The 16,211-nt window shown below is 72.7% G+C and carries 17 protein-coding genes and 1 pseudogene; 10 read left to right on the top strand and 8 right to left on the bottom strand.

Going from position 1 to position 16,211, the window contains the following annotated elements:
* Position 1 precedes the first annotated feature (1 nt).
* The gene (locus ACWD3D_RS09050; RefSeq protein WP_451460246.1) at positions 2–532 is read right to left on the bottom strand and encodes a gamma carbonic anhydrase family protein; all 531 of its coding nucleotides are present in this window, start codon (positions 530–532) and stop codon (positions 2–4) included.
* Between the two features lie 131 nt (positions 533–663).
* Between ACWD3D_RS09050 and ACWD3D_RS09045 the strand changes: the two genes are divergently transcribed.
* Positions 664–1,413: an acyltransferase gene (locus ACWD3D_RS09045; RefSeq protein ID WP_451460245.1), complete on the top strand. Its 750-nt coding sequence runs from the start codon at positions 664–666 to the stop codon at positions 1,411–1,413.
* Between the two features lie 2 nt (positions 1,414–1,415).
* Here ACWD3D_RS09045 and ACWD3D_RS09040 read toward each other — a convergent pair whose 3' ends face one another.
* Positions 1,416–2,282 carry an EamA family transporter gene (locus ACWD3D_RS09040; protein ID WP_451460244.1) on the bottom strand — a complete coding sequence of 289 codons (867 nt, stop codon included), beginning with the start codon at positions 2,280–2,282 and terminating at the stop codon, positions 1,416–1,418.
* Between the two features lie 100 nt (positions 2,283–2,382).
* Here ACWD3D_RS09040 and ACWD3D_RS09035 point away from each other — a divergent pair, with 100 nt between their 5' ends.
* Together ACWD3D_RS09035 and ACWD3D_RS09030 are read left to right on the top strand one after the other, a co-directional pair.
* Positions 2,383–2,955, top strand: a complete 573-nt coding sequence (locus ACWD3D_RS09035) for a helix-turn-helix domain-containing protein (RefSeq protein WP_451460243.1) — start codon at positions 2,383–2,385, stop codon at positions 2,953–2,955.
* Positions 2,956–2,997: 42 nt separating this feature from the next.
* Positions 2,998–3,558 (top strand): YbaK/EbsC family protein, encoded by a 561-nt coding sequence (locus tag ACWD3D_RS09030; protein WP_451460242.1) that lies wholly within the window; start codon positions 2,998–3,000, stop codon positions 3,556–3,558.
* Between the two features lie 4 nt (positions 3,559–3,562).
* On the opposite strand, the gene ACWD3D_RS09025 is transcribed toward ACWD3D_RS09030, so the two are convergent.
* Both ACWD3D_RS09025 and ACWD3D_RS09020 read right to left on the bottom strand, forming a co-directional pair.
* Positions 3,563–4,432, bottom strand: coding sequence for an aminoglycoside N(3)-acetyltransferase (locus tag ACWD3D_RS09025; protein WP_451460241.1), 870 nt, complete (start codon positions 4,430–4,432; stop codon positions 3,563–3,565).
* A gap of 95 nt (positions 4,433–4,527) precedes the next feature.
* On the bottom strand, positions 4,528–4,935 hold the full coding sequence (locus tag ACWD3D_RS09020; protein WP_451460240.1) for a CoA-binding protein: 408 nt from the start codon (positions 4,933–4,935) through the stop codon (positions 4,528–4,530).
* 144 nt (positions 4,936–5,079) lie between these two features.
* Here ACWD3D_RS09020 and ACWD3D_RS09015 point away from each other — a divergent pair, with 144 nt between their 5' ends.
* The 4 genes and pseudogenes from ACWD3D_RS09015 (at position 5,080) to ACWD3D_RS09000 (ending at position 9,875) form a co-directional block, all read left to right on the top strand.
* Positions 5,080–5,706, top strand: coding sequence for a YigZ family protein (locus ACWD3D_RS09015; protein WP_451460239.1), 627 nt, complete (start codon positions 5,080–5,082; stop codon positions 5,704–5,706).
* 303 nt (positions 5,707–6,009) lie between these two features.
* Positions 6,010–7,176 (top strand): exonuclease SbcCD subunit D, encoded by a 1,167-nt coding sequence (locus ACWD3D_RS09010; protein WP_451460238.1) that lies wholly within the window; start codon positions 6,010–6,012, stop codon positions 7,174–7,176.
* Positions 7,173–7,760, top strand: a pseudogene (locus tag ACWD3D_RS09005) (AAA family ATPase); the annotation flags it as partial. The gene ACWD3D_RS09010 and the pseudogene ACWD3D_RS09005, both read left to right, overlap by 4 nt.
* 840 nt (positions 7,761–8,600) lie before the next feature.
* Positions 8,601–9,875, top strand: coding sequence for a M28 family metallopeptidase (locus tag ACWD3D_RS09000; protein ID WP_451460264.1), 1,275 nt, complete (start codon positions 8,601–8,603; stop codon positions 9,873–9,875).
* Positions 9,876–9,979: 104 nt separating this feature from the next.
* Here ACWD3D_RS09000 and ACWD3D_RS08995 read toward each other — a convergent pair whose 3' ends face one another.
* From ACWD3D_RS08995 to ACWD3D_RS08985, 3 genes are all read right to left on the bottom strand, one after another.
* Positions 9,980–10,708, bottom strand: a complete 729-nt coding sequence (locus ACWD3D_RS08995; protein WP_451460237.1) for a hypothetical protein — start codon at positions 10,706–10,708, stop codon at positions 9,980–9,982.
* Between the two features lie 126 nt (positions 10,709–10,834).
* Positions 10,835–12,049 (bottom strand): acyl-CoA dehydrogenase family protein, encoded by a 1,215-nt coding sequence (locus ACWD3D_RS08990; RefSeq protein ID WP_451460236.1) that lies wholly within the window; start codon positions 12,047–12,049, stop codon positions 10,835–10,837.
* Positions 12,050–12,057: 8 nt separating this feature from the next.
* Positions 12,058–13,080, bottom strand: coding sequence for a phosphotransferase family protein (locus tag ACWD3D_RS08985; RefSeq protein WP_451460235.1), 1,023 nt, complete (start codon positions 13,078–13,080; stop codon positions 12,058–12,060).
* Between the two features lie 154 nt (positions 13,081–13,234).
* Here ACWD3D_RS08985 and ACWD3D_RS08980 point away from each other — a divergent pair, with 154 nt between their 5' ends.
* On the top strand, positions 13,235–14,533 hold the full coding sequence (locus tag ACWD3D_RS08980) for a glucarate dehydratase family protein (protein WP_451460234.1): 1,299 nt from the start codon (positions 13,235–13,237) through the stop codon (positions 14,531–14,533).
* A 68-nt stretch (positions 14,534–14,601) separates the two neighbouring features.
* Here ACWD3D_RS08980 and ACWD3D_RS08975 read toward each other — a convergent pair whose 3' ends face one another.
* The gene (locus tag ACWD3D_RS08975; protein WP_451460233.1) at positions 14,602–14,979 is read right to left on the bottom strand and encodes a winged helix-turn-helix transcriptional regulator; all 378 of its coding nucleotides are present in this window, start codon (positions 14,977–14,979) and stop codon (positions 14,602–14,604) included.
* Between the two features lie 77 nt (positions 14,980–15,056).
* Here ACWD3D_RS08975 and ACWD3D_RS08970 point away from each other — a divergent pair, with 77 nt between their 5' ends.
* Positions 15,057–15,725 (top strand): NADPH-dependent F420 reductase, encoded by a 669-nt coding sequence (locus tag ACWD3D_RS08970; protein WP_451460232.1) that lies wholly within the window; start codon positions 15,057–15,059, stop codon positions 15,723–15,725.
* Positions 15,726–15,865: 140 nt separating this feature from the next.
* The coding region (locus ACWD3D_RS08965) for a helix-turn-helix domain-containing protein (RefSeq protein ID WP_451460231.1) at positions 15,866–16,211 on the top strand (346 nt) is incomplete at its 3' end.

Genomic DNA, 16,211 nt, shown 5'->3' with positions numbered 1-16,211 from the left:
CTCAGCCCGCGTGCGCCTCGCGGTGCGCCTTGGCCAGCTCCACGTAACCCACCGCGTTGAACTTGATCCCCTCCAGCTCCTCCGCGGTGATCGGCCGCTTGACCCGCGCGGGTACGCCCGCGACCAGGGAACCCGGCGGTACCCGCATGCCCTGGGGAACGAGCGCCTGGGCCGCGACCAGTGATCCGGCACCGATGTGGGCGCCGTTGAGCACGGTCGCCCCCATGCCGATCAGCACGTCGTCCTCGATCACGCAGCCGTGCAGGACCGCGTTGTGACCCACGGACACCCGCTCTCCGACCACGAGCGGGAAGCCGGGGTCGGTGTGGACGCTGCAGTTGTCCTGGATGTTGCTGTCCGCCCCCAGGGAGACGGGGCCGCAGTCCGCCCGCAGTACCGCCTGGTACCAGACGCTCGAACCCGCGGCGAGGGTGACCTCGCCGATCACGACGGCGGTCGGCGCCACGAAGGCGTCCGGGTCTACCGACGGCTCCCTGCCGCCCACGCCCCTGATCAACGGCTGCTCCGCCACGGTCCGCTCCTTCGTCCGACGACGACCTTTCGGAGAACCGTAGGTGACGCCCGCTCATCCGCCGGGCAGTGGGGCGAACATCACAGCGGGGAGCCCCGGAGGGGGTGAACACGGACGACTACCGTGAGCGGGTGCCGAAGAGCAAACACACGTTCCCCATCCTCTCCCGCTGGTGGCGTAGCGCCGCCTCCCGCGCGGTCCACCGTGGCCGGGCGTGGGTGGGGGAGCACGGTGCGGTGACCGCCGACCACCCCGGTCCGCTGCGCTTCGGCCGGATCGGGCCCGGGACGCGGCTGGCGTTCCCGCAGGGCACGGTGTTCGGCGAGCCGTGGATCCGCCTCGGGGACCACTGCGTCATAGCCGAGCAGGTCACGCTCACCGCCGGCATGATGCCCGGTCTGGAACTGGGCCCCGATCCCATCCTGACCCTGGGCGACGGGGTGGTACTCGGCCGGGGCAGCCATGTCATCGCCGACACCACGGTGACGATCGGCTCCGACACCTACTGCGGCCCGTACGTCTACATCACCTCGACGAACCACAGTTACGACGACCCGGAGCAGCCGGTCGGCCGGCAGTGGCCGCGCATGGAGCCCGTGGTGATAGGGCCCGGCTGCTGGATCGGGACCGGAGCCGTGGTGCTGCCCGGCGCCCGGCTCGGCCGCAATGTCGTGGTGGCGGCGGGCGCGATCGTACGGGGAGAGGTCCCGGACCACTCCGTCGTCGCGGGCGCTCCGGCCAAGGTGGTGCGGAGCTACGACCCCGAGCGGGGCTGGCAGCCCCCGCTGCGCACGCCCGCGCCCGTGCCGATTCCCGAAGGCGTCACGCCCGCGCAACTGCTGGACTTCGCCTCCGCGGAGAGCGGTACGGGACCGGTCTAGCGTCAGCCCGAGGCCAGCAGGACCGTGCCCATCAGGGCCAGACCCGCGCCCGCGGCCTGGATGCCGCGGAGCCGTTCCTTGAGCACGCCGCGCGCGACCAAGGTGGTCACCACCGGATACAGCGAGGCCAGCACCGCCGCCACGGTCACCGAGCCGTGCAGCGCGGCGGTGGCGTACGTACCGTTCGCCGCGACGTCAGCGAGTCCGACGAACGCCAGCGCGGGCAGCGCCGTGAGCACCACGGTCCGGCCGCCCTCCACGGGCAGCGCCCGGCCGCCGCGGCGCACCGACACCGAGAGGGCCGCGCCGCCGACCACGACATTGGTGACACGCTGCACGAAGAGGGCCAGGAACAGACCCGTCGTACTGGTCGAAGCCTCCGCGACCAGGGACATGACGGCCCCGAAGCCGAACGCCGCGACCAGCGTCAGAAGCACCGCCCGGCGGCGTACCGGCGCCCCGCGCAGCTCCGGGCCGCCCGCCAGGACGACGCCCGTCACGGCGACGGCGACCCCGGCCAGCTGCGCGGGACCCGGGCGCTCCCCGGCGAGCAGGCCGAGGGAGACCGGTACGGCGACGCCGAGCGAACCGAGCGGGGAGACCACGCTCATCGGGCCGAGGGCGAGCGCTTTGTAGAAGCAGAGCATCGCCACCGGGCCCACCGTGCCCGCCGCCACCGCGAACCAGAGCCGGCCGCCTGCCTCGCTCCACGCACCGGTCGCCACCACGGTGACGCCCAGTACGACGACGGCGATCGCCTGCGAGACGACGACCACGGTCAGCGCGGGAATCCGACGGGTCAGCAGGCCGCCGCCGAAGTCGGCGAGCCCCCACAGCAGGCTGGTGGCCAGGGCGAAGAGTGCTGACATGACAGGCCTCGCAGTACAGTGCGGCGAACGGTTGGGGCAGGGATACACCACACCGTAGTTCATTATTTTGTACGCGACCATCAAGAATATTGGACTTAATGTGTCTGATCTCGACCAGTTGACCCAGTCGCTGGCACGGAACCTCAAGCGCTGGCGGGGGGAGCGCGGCTTCACGCTGGACGCTCTCGCGGCCCGCTCCGGTGTCAGTCGGGGAATGATCATCCAGATCGAGCAGGCCAGGACCAACCCGAGCGTCGGCACCACGGTGAAGCTCGCCGACGCGCTCGGTGTCAGCATCACCGCGCTCCTCGACTACGAGCAGGGCCCGCAGGTCCGTCTGGTCGCCCCCGAGCAGGCGGTCCGCCTGTGGTCGACCGAGGCCGGCAGCTCGACCACCCTGCTCGTCGGTGCCGAGGCGGGCGGGCCGTTCGAACTCTGGTCCTGGCACCTGGAGCCCGGCGACGGCAGCGCTTCCGACCCGCACCTGGAGGGAACCGTCGAACTGCTCCACGTCACGGCGGGCGAACTGACCCTCGTGGTCGGCGGCGATTCCCACACGGTCCCCGCCGGAACCTCGGCGACCTTCCAGGCGCACGTCGCCCACGCCTACCGCAACGAGGGCACCGAGCCGGTCGAGCTGACCATGGCCGTCTGGATCCCGCCGGTCCGCTGATCCGGCAACATCGGGCTCCGGGGCGGCTGTTAGCGTGACGCCATGCGCGCACCCATCGGCACCTTCGACGAAGAGGCGACCGCTCCGGCGGCCGACCGCACCGACCTGCTCGTCGCACCGGTCGCCGAGGCGGTGGCCCGGGGATGGGGCGGCTTCTCCGCCGAGCAGATCCTGCACGTGGACACGGACCCGGACCTCGCCGACACCGCCGTCTTCGTCGAGCACTACGGCGCCGACCTGCTCGGCACCTCCGCCAACTGTGTGGTGGTCGCGGGCAAGCGCGGCGCCGACGTGACGCCGGCCGCCTGCGTCGTGCTCTCCCGGACCCGTGTCGACGTCAACGGCGCGGTGCGCAAGCATCTCGGCGCGCGCAAGGCGTCGTTCGCCCCGATGGACTTCGCGGTCGGCGAGAGCGGCATGGAGTACGGCGGGATCACGCCCATCGGCCTCCCCGCCGCCTGGCCGCTGCTGATCGACCCGGCCGTGGCCGACGAGGAGTGGGTCCTCATCGGCAGCGGGAGCCGTCGCGGCAAACTCATCGTCCCCGGCAAGTCCCTGGCCGCGCTCCCGGGCGCGGTGGTGGTGGAGGGGCTCGGCGTCTGACGGATCAGGCGCCCACGCCCTTCGGCGCACGCCCGGCGCGGGGCACGGCCGCTTCCCCGGCGCCCGCGCGACGAGCGCCGTACGCGCCGTCCAGGAACCGGTCCACCGCGAAGTCCACCGCTTCCCGCACCTGCACCAGCGTGCAGGCGGCCTCGCCCACCCTGCCGGTGCGGACGGTTCCCGGGGCCGCCGACCGCGCGAACTCCGCGCCCAGCGCGACGAAGTCCGAATCGTCGAGAGCCACGTCCTCGTACTCCCACCACCGGCTCCCGCCCGGCCCGCCCACCACGCAGCGGTAACGGCGTACCGGCGGCTCGGGGACCCGGTACTCGGCGAGGTGGAAGGCGCTGAACGTGCCGAAACCGGTGCCGAGCAACAACGCCTGCGCGCCCGCGTCGTACAGGCGGGCGAGCGGCGATTCCTCACCCAGGTGGCAGGCGGCGCGGTGACCACGGGTCAGCCGTGCGGCGTCCGGACCCAGCGCGGCGAAGGAGGTCTGCGGGTGGCCGCTGCGCCTGGCACCGGGGCTCCGCCGTACCGCCTCGGCGAGCAGGCCCATGGCCGGGGCGGGCGTGCGGGCCGGATCGAAGGGCGGCATCACCGCGCGGAACCGGGCACGCTCCGCCCCGGTGAGACCCGCCGTGCGGGCCAGATGGTCGCGCGAGGTGTCGGAGTTCTCCGGGGTGAACGCGGGGACGACCAGAGTCCCCTCCGGCCCCAGCGCGCCCCGCAGCCCCGCGACCACCGAGAGCGTGCACCGGTCCGGAGGGCGTACCGCGCGTATCGAGGCGTGCACGATCAGCGTGGCACCGGGACGCACGCCCAGGGCGAGCAGTTCGGCGGCCAACCGGTCCGGGTACGTCACCGTGTCCACGAGCGGTCATTGTCCGCCGCCGCCCGCCCCGGCGGAAGGGCGCGACCGCTGTCGGACGATTCGGACATGAAGTGATCGCACCCGGGTGTACCGGGTCAGTGCAGGGAGGGAATTTCGATCGCGGGGCAGCGATCCATGACCATGTCGAGACCGGCCTCGCGGGTGCGGGCGTACGCGGCCTCGTCGATCACCGACAACTGGAACCAGACGGCCTTCGCTCCGATCGCCACGGCCTCGTCCGCCACGGTGCCGGCCTGCTCGCTGTTGACGAAGACGTCCACCACGTCCACCGGGAACGGGATCTCCGCCAGCGAGGCGTACCCCTGCTCGCCGTGCACCGTCTCGGCCTTCGGGTGGACCGGCACGACACGCTTGCCGAACCGCTGGAGGACCCGGGCGACCCCGTAGGCCGCCCGCGAGGTGTTGTCGGAGAGGCCCACCACGGCCCAGGTGTCGCCGGACTCCAGCAGAATCCGGCGGATCGTCTCATCGTCTGCGTACATGCCCGCGACAACCCGGCACGCGCCGCCGACATTCCCCGCATGGCACCAACGGCGCCCACCTCAGGAAGCGCACTGTCGAGGCGCCGTGTTCCCGCTGGTCGGAGCGGGTACGGGCCGTCCCGGCACACCGCCTAGGGTGGAGGCATGCAGGAGCAGTACCGGACAGTCGCCCGAGCGGGCGTGCACGAGAGCGAGATCAACCGGTCGCGCTTCCTTTGCGCGCTCGCCCCCGCCGCCACCGAGCAGGAGGCGCAGGAGTTCGTCGCACGCGTCCGCAAGGAACACCCCACCGCCAGCCACAACTGCTACGCCTACGTGGTCGGCGCCGACGCCTCCGTGCAGAAGGCCAGCGACGACGGCGAGCCCGGTGGGACCGCCGGCGTACCGATGCTGCACATGCTGATGCGCCGCGAGGTCCGCTACGTGGTGGCCGTCGTGACCCGCTACTACGGCGGGGTGAAGCTCGGCGCCGGTGGCCTGATCCGGGCCTACGGCGGAGTGGTCGGCGAAGCGCTGGACGAGATCGGAACCCTCACCCAGCAGCGCTACAGGCTGGCCACCGTCACGGTCGACCATCAGCGGGCGGGCAAGCTGGAGAACGATCTGAGGGCCACCGGCACCGCCGTGCGCGAGGTGCGGTACGCGGAAGCGGTCACCCTGGAGATCGGACTGCCCGACGCGGACGTGGCCGGATTCAGGGCCTGGCTCGCCGACGCGACGGCCGGCTCGGCGACGCTCGAACTCGGCGGCGAGGCGTACGGGGACGTGTGAGCCGCGCGGCCCGGTGACCCGAGGCTCCCGGCCGCCGGGAGGTTCGGCCTCGGCCGCAGGAGGCGCGCCGTCGGCCGGTGAGGTTCGCCACCGCCGACCCCGCCGATTCGGGAACCGGGGCCCGACGGCATTAGCGTGGAGTCCGCACGGCCGTGCCGGGGACCTGAAGGCCGGTCCCATGCCGCGCGGGTCCGTGCACGCAGTTTCAGGAGACCGGTACGGCCCGGACAGGGGCGCGAGGCCGTTGCCGGCCACGGGGCGGAGGACGAGGGACATGCGGATCACAGCGGGCGGAGACACGCCTTGAGACTGCTGCACACCTCGGACTGGCACCTGGGGCGGTCCTTCCACCGCGTCGGCCTGCTCGACGCCCAGGCCGCCTACCTCGACCATCTCGTCGCGACCGTCCGCGACCGTGAGGTGGACGCGGTCCTCGTCGCGGGCGACGTCTACGACCGCGCGGTGCCTCCGCTCGCCGCCGTCGAACTCTTCGACACCGCCCTCCACCGGCTCGCCGCCCTCGGGGTGCCCACCGTCATGATCTCCGGCAACCACGACTCGGCCCGCCGGCTCGGCGTCGGCGCCGGGCTCATCGACCGGGCCGGCATCCACCTGCGTACCGACCCGGCCGGCTGCGGCACCCCCGTGACTCTCACCGACGCCCACGGCGACGTCGCCTGCTACGGCCTCCCCTACCTCGAACCGGCCCTCGTGAAGGACTCCCTCGGAGCGGCGAAGGCCGCCCACGAGTCCGTACTCACCGCCGCGATGGACCGGGTACGCGCCGACCTCGCGGACCGTGCGCCGGGCACCCGCTCCGTGGTGCTCGCCCACGCCTTCGTCGCGGGCGGCGAACCCAGCGACAGCGAGCGCGACATCACCGTCGGCGGGGTCGCCGCCGTACCCGCAGGAGTATTCGACGGCGTCGACTACGTGGCTCTCGGCCATCTCCACGGCAGCCAGCGGGTGAGCGAGCGGGTGCGCTACTCCGGCTCCCCCCTCGCCTACTCCTTCTCCGAGGCTGACCACCGCAAGACCATGTGGCTGATCGACCTGGACGCGGACGGTGACGTCACCGGCGAACGCGTCGACTGCCCCGTGCCCCGGCCGCTCGCCCGGCTGCGGGGCCGGCTCGACGACCTCCTGGAGGACCCCGCGCTGGAAACCCATCGGGGCGCCTGGGTCGAGGCCACCCTCACCGACCCCACCCGCCCCACCGACCCCATGGCGCGGCTCACGACACGCTTCCCGCACACCCTCAACCTCGTCTTCGACCCCGAACGCGACCCCGAGGACCCGCTCGCCTCGTACGCCCAGCGACTCGCCGGACGCGACGACCACAGCATCGCGGAGGACTTCGTGGCACACGTGCGCGGCGGCAGCGGGCCCGACGAGTCGGAACGCACCGTGCTGCGCGCCGCCTTCGACGACGTACGCGTGGACGACGGCGTCCGTGAGGTGTCCCGATGAGGCTCCACCGGCTCGTCCTCACCGCCTTCGGTCCCTTCGGCACCACCGCCGAGGTCGACTTCGACGCGCTCTCCTCGGCCGGCCTCTTCCTGCTGCACGGCCCCACAGGCGCCGGCAAGACCTCGGTGCTCGACGCCGTCTGCTACGCCCTGTACGGGGCCGTCCCCGGCGCCCGCCAGAGCCCCGGCACCTCGCTCCGCAGCGACCACGCCGACCCCGCCACCCCCACCGAAGTCCTGCTGGAACTGACCGCCGGCGGCCGGCGCCTGGAGATCACCCGCGCACCGGCCCAGGCCCGCCCCAAGAAGAAGGGCGACGGGTACACCACCGAGAAGGCCCAGAGCCGACTGCGCGCGTACGACCCGGAGAAGGGCTGGCAGGCCCTCAGCAAGTCGCACCAGGAGATCGGCGAGGAGATCACCCAACTCCTCGGGATGAGCCGGGACCAGTTCTGCCAGGTGGTGCTGCTCCCGCAGGGCGACTTCGCACGGTTCCTGCGGGCCGACGCCGAGGCCCGGGGCAAGCTGCTGGGCAGGCTCTTCGACACCCGGCGCTTCGCCGCGGTCGAAGAGCGCCTCGCCGAACTGCGCCGGGCGGCCGAGTCCCGCGTCAGGACCGGGGACGAACGCGTACTCGCCGGCGCCCAACGGCTGGCGCAGGCCGCGGGCCCGGCCGCCGAAACGCCTCTGCCGACGGCCCAGCCCGGTGAACCGGGCCTGGCCGAAGGAGTGCTCGGGTGGGCAGCGGTCGCGCGCTCCGGCGCGGGGGAGCGGCTGGAGATCGCCCGCATCGCGGCGACGGCCGCCGAGGAGCGCCGGGCGGCAGCCCGCCGCGCACTGGACACCGAGCGTGAACTCGCCCGTCTCCAGCAGCGTTTCGCGGAAACCCGCAGGCGCGCGGCCGGCCTGGAGGAAGGCCGCGCCGAGCACGACCGCAGCGAGGAGCGCCTGGCGCGTGCCCGAAAAGCGGACCTGATCGTTCCCGCTCTCGAACTGCGGGACGCGGCCGAACGCGAAGCCGCCGCGGCCGGCGCCGTCCGAGACCGTTTCCGCACGAAGCTGCCCCCGGAACTCGCCGACGCCGGCGCCGGGCAGCTCGCCGAGCTGGAACGGCGCTACCGGCAGGAACTGGGCGGTCTCGACGCCGCCCGCCGCGCCGAGGCACGCAGCGCCGCCATCGACGCCGAACGCGCCGCGCTCGAAGGCGAGTCGGCGGTGGACGACGAGACGATCCACGAAGCGGACGCCTGGCTGGCCGGCTGGGACGACACCCGTACGGCACTGGCCGCCGAGGTCGAGGCGGCCCAGGAGGCCGCGACCCGCGCGGAACAGCTCGCGGCACGGCTCGCGTCCGCACACGGCCGGCTGGACGCCGCTCGGCGCCGGGACGTCCTCGCCCGCGAAATCGAGGGAGCCCGGGAGGAGTTGTCCGCCGTCCGGGAGGGCGCGCTCGCCGCCCACGAGCGCCCCGTCGTCGTGACCGCCCCCGCGGCGGTCACCGCCCCCGACATCCCGCTCGCCAACGTCAAGGCGCACCTCGCCCAGCTCCAGTCGATCGCCACCGCCAACGGCGGCAACCGCGCCCACGGCCGTACCGGGTACAAGGCGTCCGTCGACTACGTGAAGGCGAAGCTCGACGCCGCCGGGTACACCACCACCCTCCAGCAGTTCACCTCCAGCGGTGCCACGGGCTACAACCTCGTCGCGGACTGGCCGGGCGGCGACACCTCGAAGGTGCTGATGGCCGGGGCCCACCTCGACTCGGTGACGGCCGGGGCCGGGATCAACGACAACGGCTCCGGTTCGGCGGCCGTCCTGGAGACCGCTCTCGCCGTCTCCCGGGCCGGCTACCAGCCCGACAAGCACCTCCGCTTCGCCTGGTGGGGAGCGGAGGAGCTGGGGATGGTCGGGTCGAAGTACTACGTCAACAACCTCGCCACCACCGAGCGGGCCAAGCTCACCGGCTACCTCAACTTCGACATGATCGGCTCGCCCAACCCCGGCTACTTCGTCTACGACGACGACCCGACGATCGAGCAGACCTTCAAGGACTACTACGCGGGCGTCTCGATACCGACCGAGATCGAGACCGAGGGCGACGGCCGCTCCGACCACGCGCCCTTCAAGACCGCGGGCGTCCCGGTCGGCGGCCTCTTCTCCGGCGCCGACTACATCAAGACCGCCGCGCAGGCCCAGAAGTGGGGCGGCACCTCGGGTCTGGCCTTCGACCGGTGCTACCACGCCTCCTGCGACAGCTCCGCCAACATCGACGACACCGCCCTCGACCGCAACAGCGACGCCATCGCCTACGCGGTCTGGAACCTCTCGGCCGCCACGGCCACCCCGCCGGCCGGCACCGTCTTCACCAACGCCACCGACGTGACCGTGCCCGACAACGGCGCCGCCGTCACCTCCGCCATCACCGTCACCGGGCGCACCGGCAACGCGCCCTCCACCCTCAAGGTCGACGTGGACATCAGGCACACCTGGCGCGGCGACCTCGTGGTGGACCTGGTGGCGCCGGACGGCACCGCCTACCGGCTGAAGAGCGCGAGCAGCAGCGACTCGGCGGACAACGTCGTCGCGGCCTACACCGTCAACGCCTCCTCGGAAACCGCCAACGGGATCTGGAAGCTGAAGGTCCAGGACACGGCGTCCTCCGACACCGGGTACATCAACAGCTGGTCGCTGACCTTCTGACGGTTCCACCCGGGGCATCCCGAGAGCCCCTGCGGCGCCTCGTTCCGGTCACGGCCGGGCGGGGCGCCCTGCCCTTCCGGGCCCGCGCCCCGCCGTGTCCGCGGTCAGCCGGGACGGTACCGCGGCGGGACCTCGACGCCGGGCGCCAGCCGCAGACCGGCCATGGCGAGGAAATCCTCCAGCTCGATGCAGCCGCTCGGGGTTCCGTCCTCCCAGTCGGTCCAGAGCCACGATCCCTCGTCGCCCCACGTGTCCGTGTCCTCGCTCGGGAACTGTTCGACGGTTCCCGAGCCGTGCCGGTACCGCAGATAGAGGTACTGGCCCCCTGTCGTCCACGCGTCCCACTGCGACGGGCTCTCCTGGCAGGTCATCACCACCCGCGCGAGGGTCACGTCCTCGTGCACACGGGCTCCGGCCGCGTCCGCTTCCGGGAGCTGGTCCAGGACGAGGAGCTCGCCGTCGAACCCGAGCAGGTGGACGCTCCCGCCGGGGAACTGGAGCGTGACGCCGATCGGGGCCCCGGCCGCGCCGCCGCCCCCGTGGCGGAGTTCGCGCACCGAGCGGACGCGCTGACCGGTGAACCGGGTCAGCGGGAGCTCCGGCGGGTCCTCCGTCCACCGGACGTCGCCGTGCTCCGTGCCGGCGTCGGGTTCGGCGCGCAGCGACAAGCCGGTCCCGGCGGCACCGAACAGGACGGGGCCGAGTCCGTCCATGTGCAGCCGGAGGCGGAGCAGCGACGGCCCGTCGTCGGAGCGCGGGCGCAGCTCCGTGGCCACCCGGTCGAGCCGCTCGCCGATCAGTCGCGCGTGAAACAGGCCCTCGTCATCGGTCACCCGCCGATGCTCGCACGGCCCACTCCGGCGGAGCACCCGCATTCCCGGTCCGGCAGGGCCGCGCCGGTGAGGAGGCCGACGTGCGGGGGCCTTCCCACCCGCACCCCGGCCCCACCGCCCGCCCCGTCAGAGGTACTTCTTGATCTCCCGCCGGGCCAGCGAGCGCTGGTGCACCTCGTCCGGGCCGTCCGCCAGGCGCAACGTCCGTGCGGAGGACCAGAGTTCGGCGAGGGGAAAGTCCTGACTCACGCCACCCGCGCCGTGCAGCTGGACCGCGTCGTCGAGGATGCCGAGCACCGCCCGGGGCGTCGCGATCTTGATGGCCTGGATCTCGGTGTGCGCCCCCCGGTTGCCCACGGTGTCCATCAGCCAAGCCGTCTTCAGCACCAGCAGCCGCAGTTGCTCGACCGTCACCCGGGCGTCCGCGATCCAGTTCTGCACCACGCCCTGCTGGGCGAGCGGCTTGCCGAAGGCCGTACGGGAGACGGCGCGGCGGCACATCAGCTCGATGGCCCGCTCCGCCATGCCGATCAGTCGCATGCAGTGGTGGATGCGCCCCGGACCGAGGCGCGCCTGGGCGATGGAGAAGCCGCCGCCCTCCTCGCCGATCAGGTTGGCCACCGGCACGCGGACGTCGGTGAAGACGATCTCGGCGTGTCCGCCGTGCCAGTGGTCCTCGTACCCGTACACCCGCATGGCGCGGCGCACTTCGAGGCCGGGGGTGTCGCGCGGGACCAGGATCATCGACTGCTGGCGGCGGATGTCCGCGCCGTCCGGGTCGGTCTTGCCCATCACGATGAAGATCGCGCAGTCCGGGTTCATCGCCCCGGAGATGTACCACTTGCGGCCGTTGATGACGTACTCGTCGCCGTCGCGCGTGATCCGGGTCTCGATGTTGGTCGCGTCGGAGGATGCCACCTCCGGCTCCGTCATCGCGAACCCCGAACGGATCTCGCCCGCGAGCAGGGGCTCCAGCCACTGCTTCTTCTGGGCGTCCGTACCGAACTGGTGGAGCACCTCCATGTTCCCGGTGTCCGGCGCCGCGCAGTTCAGCGCGGTCGGCGCCAACTGCGGCGAACGGCCGCTGATTTCGGCGAGCGGTGCGTACTGGAGGTTGGTCAGCCCCGCGCCGTGCTCGGCGTCGGGCAGGAAGAGGTTCCACAGACCCTGGCGGCGTGCCTCGGCCTTCAGCTCCGCCACGACCGGCGGGGTCTGCCACGGCGAGGCGAGCAGGGCCCGCTGCTCCTCGGCGGTTTTCTCCGCCGGGTGGACGTGCTCGTCCATGAAGGTGAGCAGCCTGGTGCGCAGCTCCTCGGTGCGGGCGTCGAATGCGAAGTCCATGCGGGTGATCAGCCTTCCTGGAAGGTGGTGAGGCCGTGCTCGATGAAGAGGGGGACGAGTTCGCCGATGCGGTCGAAGCCCGCGCCGACCGTCTGGCCCAGGGTGTAGCGGTAGTGGATGCCCTCCAGGATCACGGCGAGCTTGAACCACGCGAACGCGGTGTACCAGGAGAGGCCGGAGGTGTCCCGGCCGGAGCGCGCGGCGTAGCGCTCGATCAGCTCGGCGGGGGAGGGGTGGCCCGGGGCGCCGCTCGTCGTGGAGACGGGCGACTGGGGAAGTCCCAGGTCGGAGCTGTACATCACCAGCAGCCCGAGGTCGGTGAGCGGGTCGCCGAGGGTGGACATCTCCCAGTCGAGCACGGCCTTGACGGAGTCGTCGGCCCCGATCAGCGCGTTGTCCAGGCGGTAGTCTCCGTGCACGACGGTCGGTGCGGGCGAGTCGGGCAGTGCACGGCCGAGGCCGGCGTGCAGTTCGTCGATGCCGGCCAGCTCGCGGTTGCGTGAGGCATCCAACTGCTTGCCCCATCGACTCAGTTGCCGGTCGAGGAAGCCCTCAGGGCGCCCGAAGTCGCCCAGCCCGACCGTCGCCGGGTCCACCGCGTGCAGGTCGACCAGGGTGTCCACCAGCCCCAGGACCACCTGCCGGGTCCGGTCGGCGCCGAGCGGGGCGAGCTGTTCGGCCGTGCGGAAGGGGGTGCCCTCCACGTACTCCATGACGTAGAACGGCGCCCCGATGACGGAGTCGTCCTCGCAGAGCAGCACCGCCTTGGGCACCGGCACCGCGGTCGGGTAGAGGGCGTCGATCACCCGGTGTTCGCGCTTCATGTCGTGCGCGGTGGCGAGGACGTGGCCCAGCGGCGGTCTGCGGACCACCCAGGTACGGACGGAGTCGGTGACGGTGTACGTCAGGTTCGACCGCCCGCCCTCGATGAGCCGGGCTTCGAGCGGTCCGCTCACCAGCCCCGGCCGCTCGCGGTCGAGATGGCCGCGCAGCAGGACGGGGTCGAGTCCTGGCGGGGGGACTGAACTCATGACGCGCACCTCCGGGGTGGTGGGACCGAACGTGCCCATGATGCCGACCAGTCGGTATGTCGTCCAGTGAGTGGTCCGAATCCGCGCGGGTGAAGTGGCGCCGGTCCGGCCGGGCACCCTGGCGTTCGAACGCATCCCTGAATAGAGTTCACGTATGGATACAGCGTTGTTGATCGAGGACGTCCGGCTCACCCCGATTCTCATAGCCGACCCGCCCCTGCTGAACACTCAGGGCGTGCACCAGCCCTACACCCCGCGCCTCATCGTGGAAGTGGTCACACGGGGTGGCGTGACCGGGATCGGGGAGACGTACGGCGATTCCGTCTACCTCGATCTCGCCCGCCCGCTCGCCCAGGCGCTCGTGGGCCGCTCGGTCAGCGACCTGAACGGCCTCTTCGCCCTCGCGGAGGAGGTGTGCGGCGATTCCCGCGAGGCCCGGGGCCAGGGGGAGGGGGTCGACGCGGGTGGCCTGCGAGGTGTCCGGACGGCCGACAAGCTCCGGCTCTCCGTCGTCTCCGGCTTCGAGGTCGCCTGCCTGGACGCGCTCGGCAAGTCGCTCGGCCTGCCCGTGCACGCCCTGCTCGGCGGCAAGGTCCGCGACGCCGTCGACTACAGCGCGTACCTCTTCTACCGCTGGGCGGCCCACCCCGAGGGCGGCGAGGCGGACGACTGGGGCGCCGCCGTCGACCCGGCCGGGGTCGTCGCCCAGGCCGAACGCTTCGCCCGGGAGCACGGCTTCGGGTCCTTCAAGCTCAAGGGCGGCGTCTTCCCGCCCGACGAGGAGATCGCCGCGATCCGCGCACTGGCCGAGGCATTCCCCGGCCGCCCGCTCCGGCTCGACCCCAACGGCGCCTGGTCGGTGGAGACCTCGCTGTACGTAGCGCGCGAACTGGGAGGCGTGCTGGAGTACTTGGAGGACCCCGCGAGCGGAACGCCCGCGATGGCGGAGGTGTCGGCGGGCACGGACGTGCCGCTCGCCACCAACATGTGCGTCACCACCCTCGCCGAACTGCCCGAAGCCTTCGCGAAGGACGCCGTCCAGGTCGTCCTCTCCGACCACCACTACTGGGGCGGACTGCACCGCACCCGTGAACTGGCGGCGATCTGCCGGACGTTCGGGGTGGGTCTCTCCATGCACTCCAACACCCACCTCGGCATCAGCCTCGCCGCGATGACCCATGTCGCCGCCACCGTGCCCAACCTCGACTACGCCTGCGACAGCCACTACCCCTGGCAGACCGAGGACGTCATCACCACCCGTCACGTGTTCGAGGACGGCCGCCTGACCGTCTCCGACGCCCCCGGCCTCGGCGTCGAACTCGACCGCGACCGGCTGGCCGCCCTCCACCGGCGCTGGCTGGACGACGACGGCACCCTGCGCGACCGCGACGACGCGGCGGCGATGCGCAAGGCCGACCCGGAGTGGGTGACCCCGGCGATCCCCCGCTGGTGACACGGCGCTCGCCGGCGGCGCCCGCGGGCGCACGGGCCGGACTCGGGTGAACCGGCGCGGAGGCCGGCTCAGTCGTCCCAGCCCTGCGCCGCCACGAAGGCGTCCCCGTGCTCGGCCGACCAGCGGCCCAGCGCCGCGATCGGCTCCAGCAGCGTCCGGCCGAGCGGGGTCAGCGCGTACGCGACGCGGCGCGGCGCCCCGGCGGGGACCGTACGCTCCACCAGCGCGTACTCCGTGAGCCTGCGCAGGGTCTCGTTGAGCACCTTGGGGCTGATCGAACCAATGGCCGCGCGCAGATCGCGCGGGCGCAGCGGTCCGGCCCCCAATGCTTGTACCACCACGGCGTTCCAGGTGTTCGCCAGCAGGTCGAACGCGAGTCTCGCCCGGCAGTCGGCCAGCACCCGTTCCACAACGCCCCCTCTGCGCACACCACTTGGGCACCACATGGTAAGTGCCGCATCTCCTAACGTCACAGGCGTCGCTCCCGGACCGTGGAGCGGCGCCGACGGAGGGGAGAACACGGATGCGCATCGGCGTGCTCGGTACGGGAAACATGGCGGACGCACTCGGCACGCGCTGGGCCGCGGCCGGGCACGAGGTGCTCTTCGGCGGGCGGTCCCCCGAACGGTCGTGTGCCCTCGCGGACCGGGCCGGCGGCCACCCCGGCACGCTGGGCGAGGCGGCCCGCTTCGGGGACGCGGTTCTGCTCGCCCTGCCCCACGACGCCCTGGCGGGCGTGCTCGCCGGACTCGGCGCGGGCGAAGGCGCGTTGCGGGGCCGGGTGCTGATCGACTGCACCAACGCGATCGGCCCCGGCCTGCTGCTCACCACCGGCACCGGTCCGGGCGCCGCCCGCACCCTCGCCCGTACCACCGGGGCCGGGGTGGTGAAGGCCTTCAACCACCTCCCCGACTCCGTGTGGCGGCTCGACCCGCTCGCCGCCGCCACGGCCGAGGGCCCGCTCGCCGTTCCGCTCTGCGGCGACGAGGAGGCCGCGCTGGAGGCCGTACGCACACTGGTGCGCGATCTCGGACACGTGCCGCTCACGCTCGGTGGCCTGGAGCGCGCTGATCAGCTGGAGTCGGCGACCGCGCTCCTGATCGGCCTGTGGAAGTCCGGCCACGACCCCCGCGCCCTGCTGCCCCCCTTCGAGGTCGTCACGGCCGGGGACCGGGCAGGGCGGGAGCGGTGACGGACGCCGCCGCGGGGACGGCCGGGACGTGCCTGGCGCGTCCCGGGGCGGGACGCCGGCGGTGCCGTCCCGCAGGGCTCGTCGCGCGGCGGTCGAAGCCGCTTTCTATCTCCAACCTGCGTTGTTCCTAGAATGGCCGGGTGGAGGACATCGACGCGATCGCAATGCTGCAGGACCCAGTACGCCGCCGCCTGTACGCATACGTGGCGGCGCAGGGCCGCGAGGTCGGGCGCAACGAGGCCGCCGAGGCGACCGGGGTGGCGCGCACACTGGCCGCGCACCATCTGGACAAGCTGACCGAAGCGGGCCTGCTGGCGAGCGGCAGCCGCCGGCTGACGGGCCGTTCGGGGCCGGGGGCGGGCCGTCCCGCCAAGGTGTACACGCGGGTGCTCACCGAGTTCGGGGCCGACCACACCCACCCGGGCTTCCGCACCATCGACCCCCCCGGCTACATCGGCAACCACCGCGAGGCGCTCGACAACGTCG

The sequence above is a fragment of the Streptomyces sp. NPDC002690 genome (assembly GCF_053592415.1).
Note: the sequence above shows the minus strand (reverse complement) of the source record. Positions and strands in the feature narration are given on the sequence as shown.

Excerpts from the sequence above, each read along its gene's own strand:
- ACWD3D_RS09040 (WP_451460244.1), bottom strand. The coding sequence starts at position 2,282 with ATGTCAGCACTCTTCGCCCTGGCCACCAGCCTGCTGTGGGGGCTCGCC.
- ACWD3D_RS09030 (WP_451460242.1), top strand. The coding sequence starts at position 2,998 with ATGCGCGCACCCATCGGCACCTTCGACGAAGAGGCGACCGCTCCGGCG.
- ACWD3D_RS09020 (WP_451460240.1), bottom strand. The coding sequence starts at position 4,935 with ATGTACGCAGACGATGAGACGATCCGCCGGATTCTGCTGGAGTCCGGC.
- ACWD3D_RS09015 (WP_451460239.1), top strand. The coding sequence starts at position 5,080 with ATGCAGGAGCAGTACCGGACAGTCGCCCGAGCGGGCGTGCACGAGAGC.
- ACWD3D_RS08990 (WP_451460236.1), bottom strand. The coding sequence starts at position 12,049 with ATGGACTTCGCATTCGACGCCCGCACCGAGGAGCTGCGCACCAGGCTG.
- ACWD3D_RS08985 (WP_451460235.1), bottom strand. The coding sequence starts at position 13,080 with ATGAGTTCAGTCCCCCCGCCAGGACTCGACCCCGTCCTGCTGCGCGGC.
- ACWD3D_RS08980 (WP_451460234.1), top strand. The coding sequence starts at position 13,235 with ATGGATACAGCGTTGTTGATCGAGGACGTCCGGCTCACCCCGATTCTC.
- ACWD3D_RS08975 (WP_451460233.1), bottom strand. The coding sequence starts at position 14,979 with ATGTGGTGCCCAAGTGGTGTGCGCAGAGGGGGCGTTGTGGAACGGGTG.
- ACWD3D_RS08970 (WP_451460232.1), top strand. The coding sequence starts at position 15,057 with ATGCGCATCGGCGTGCTCGGTACGGGAAACATGGCGGACGCACTCGGC.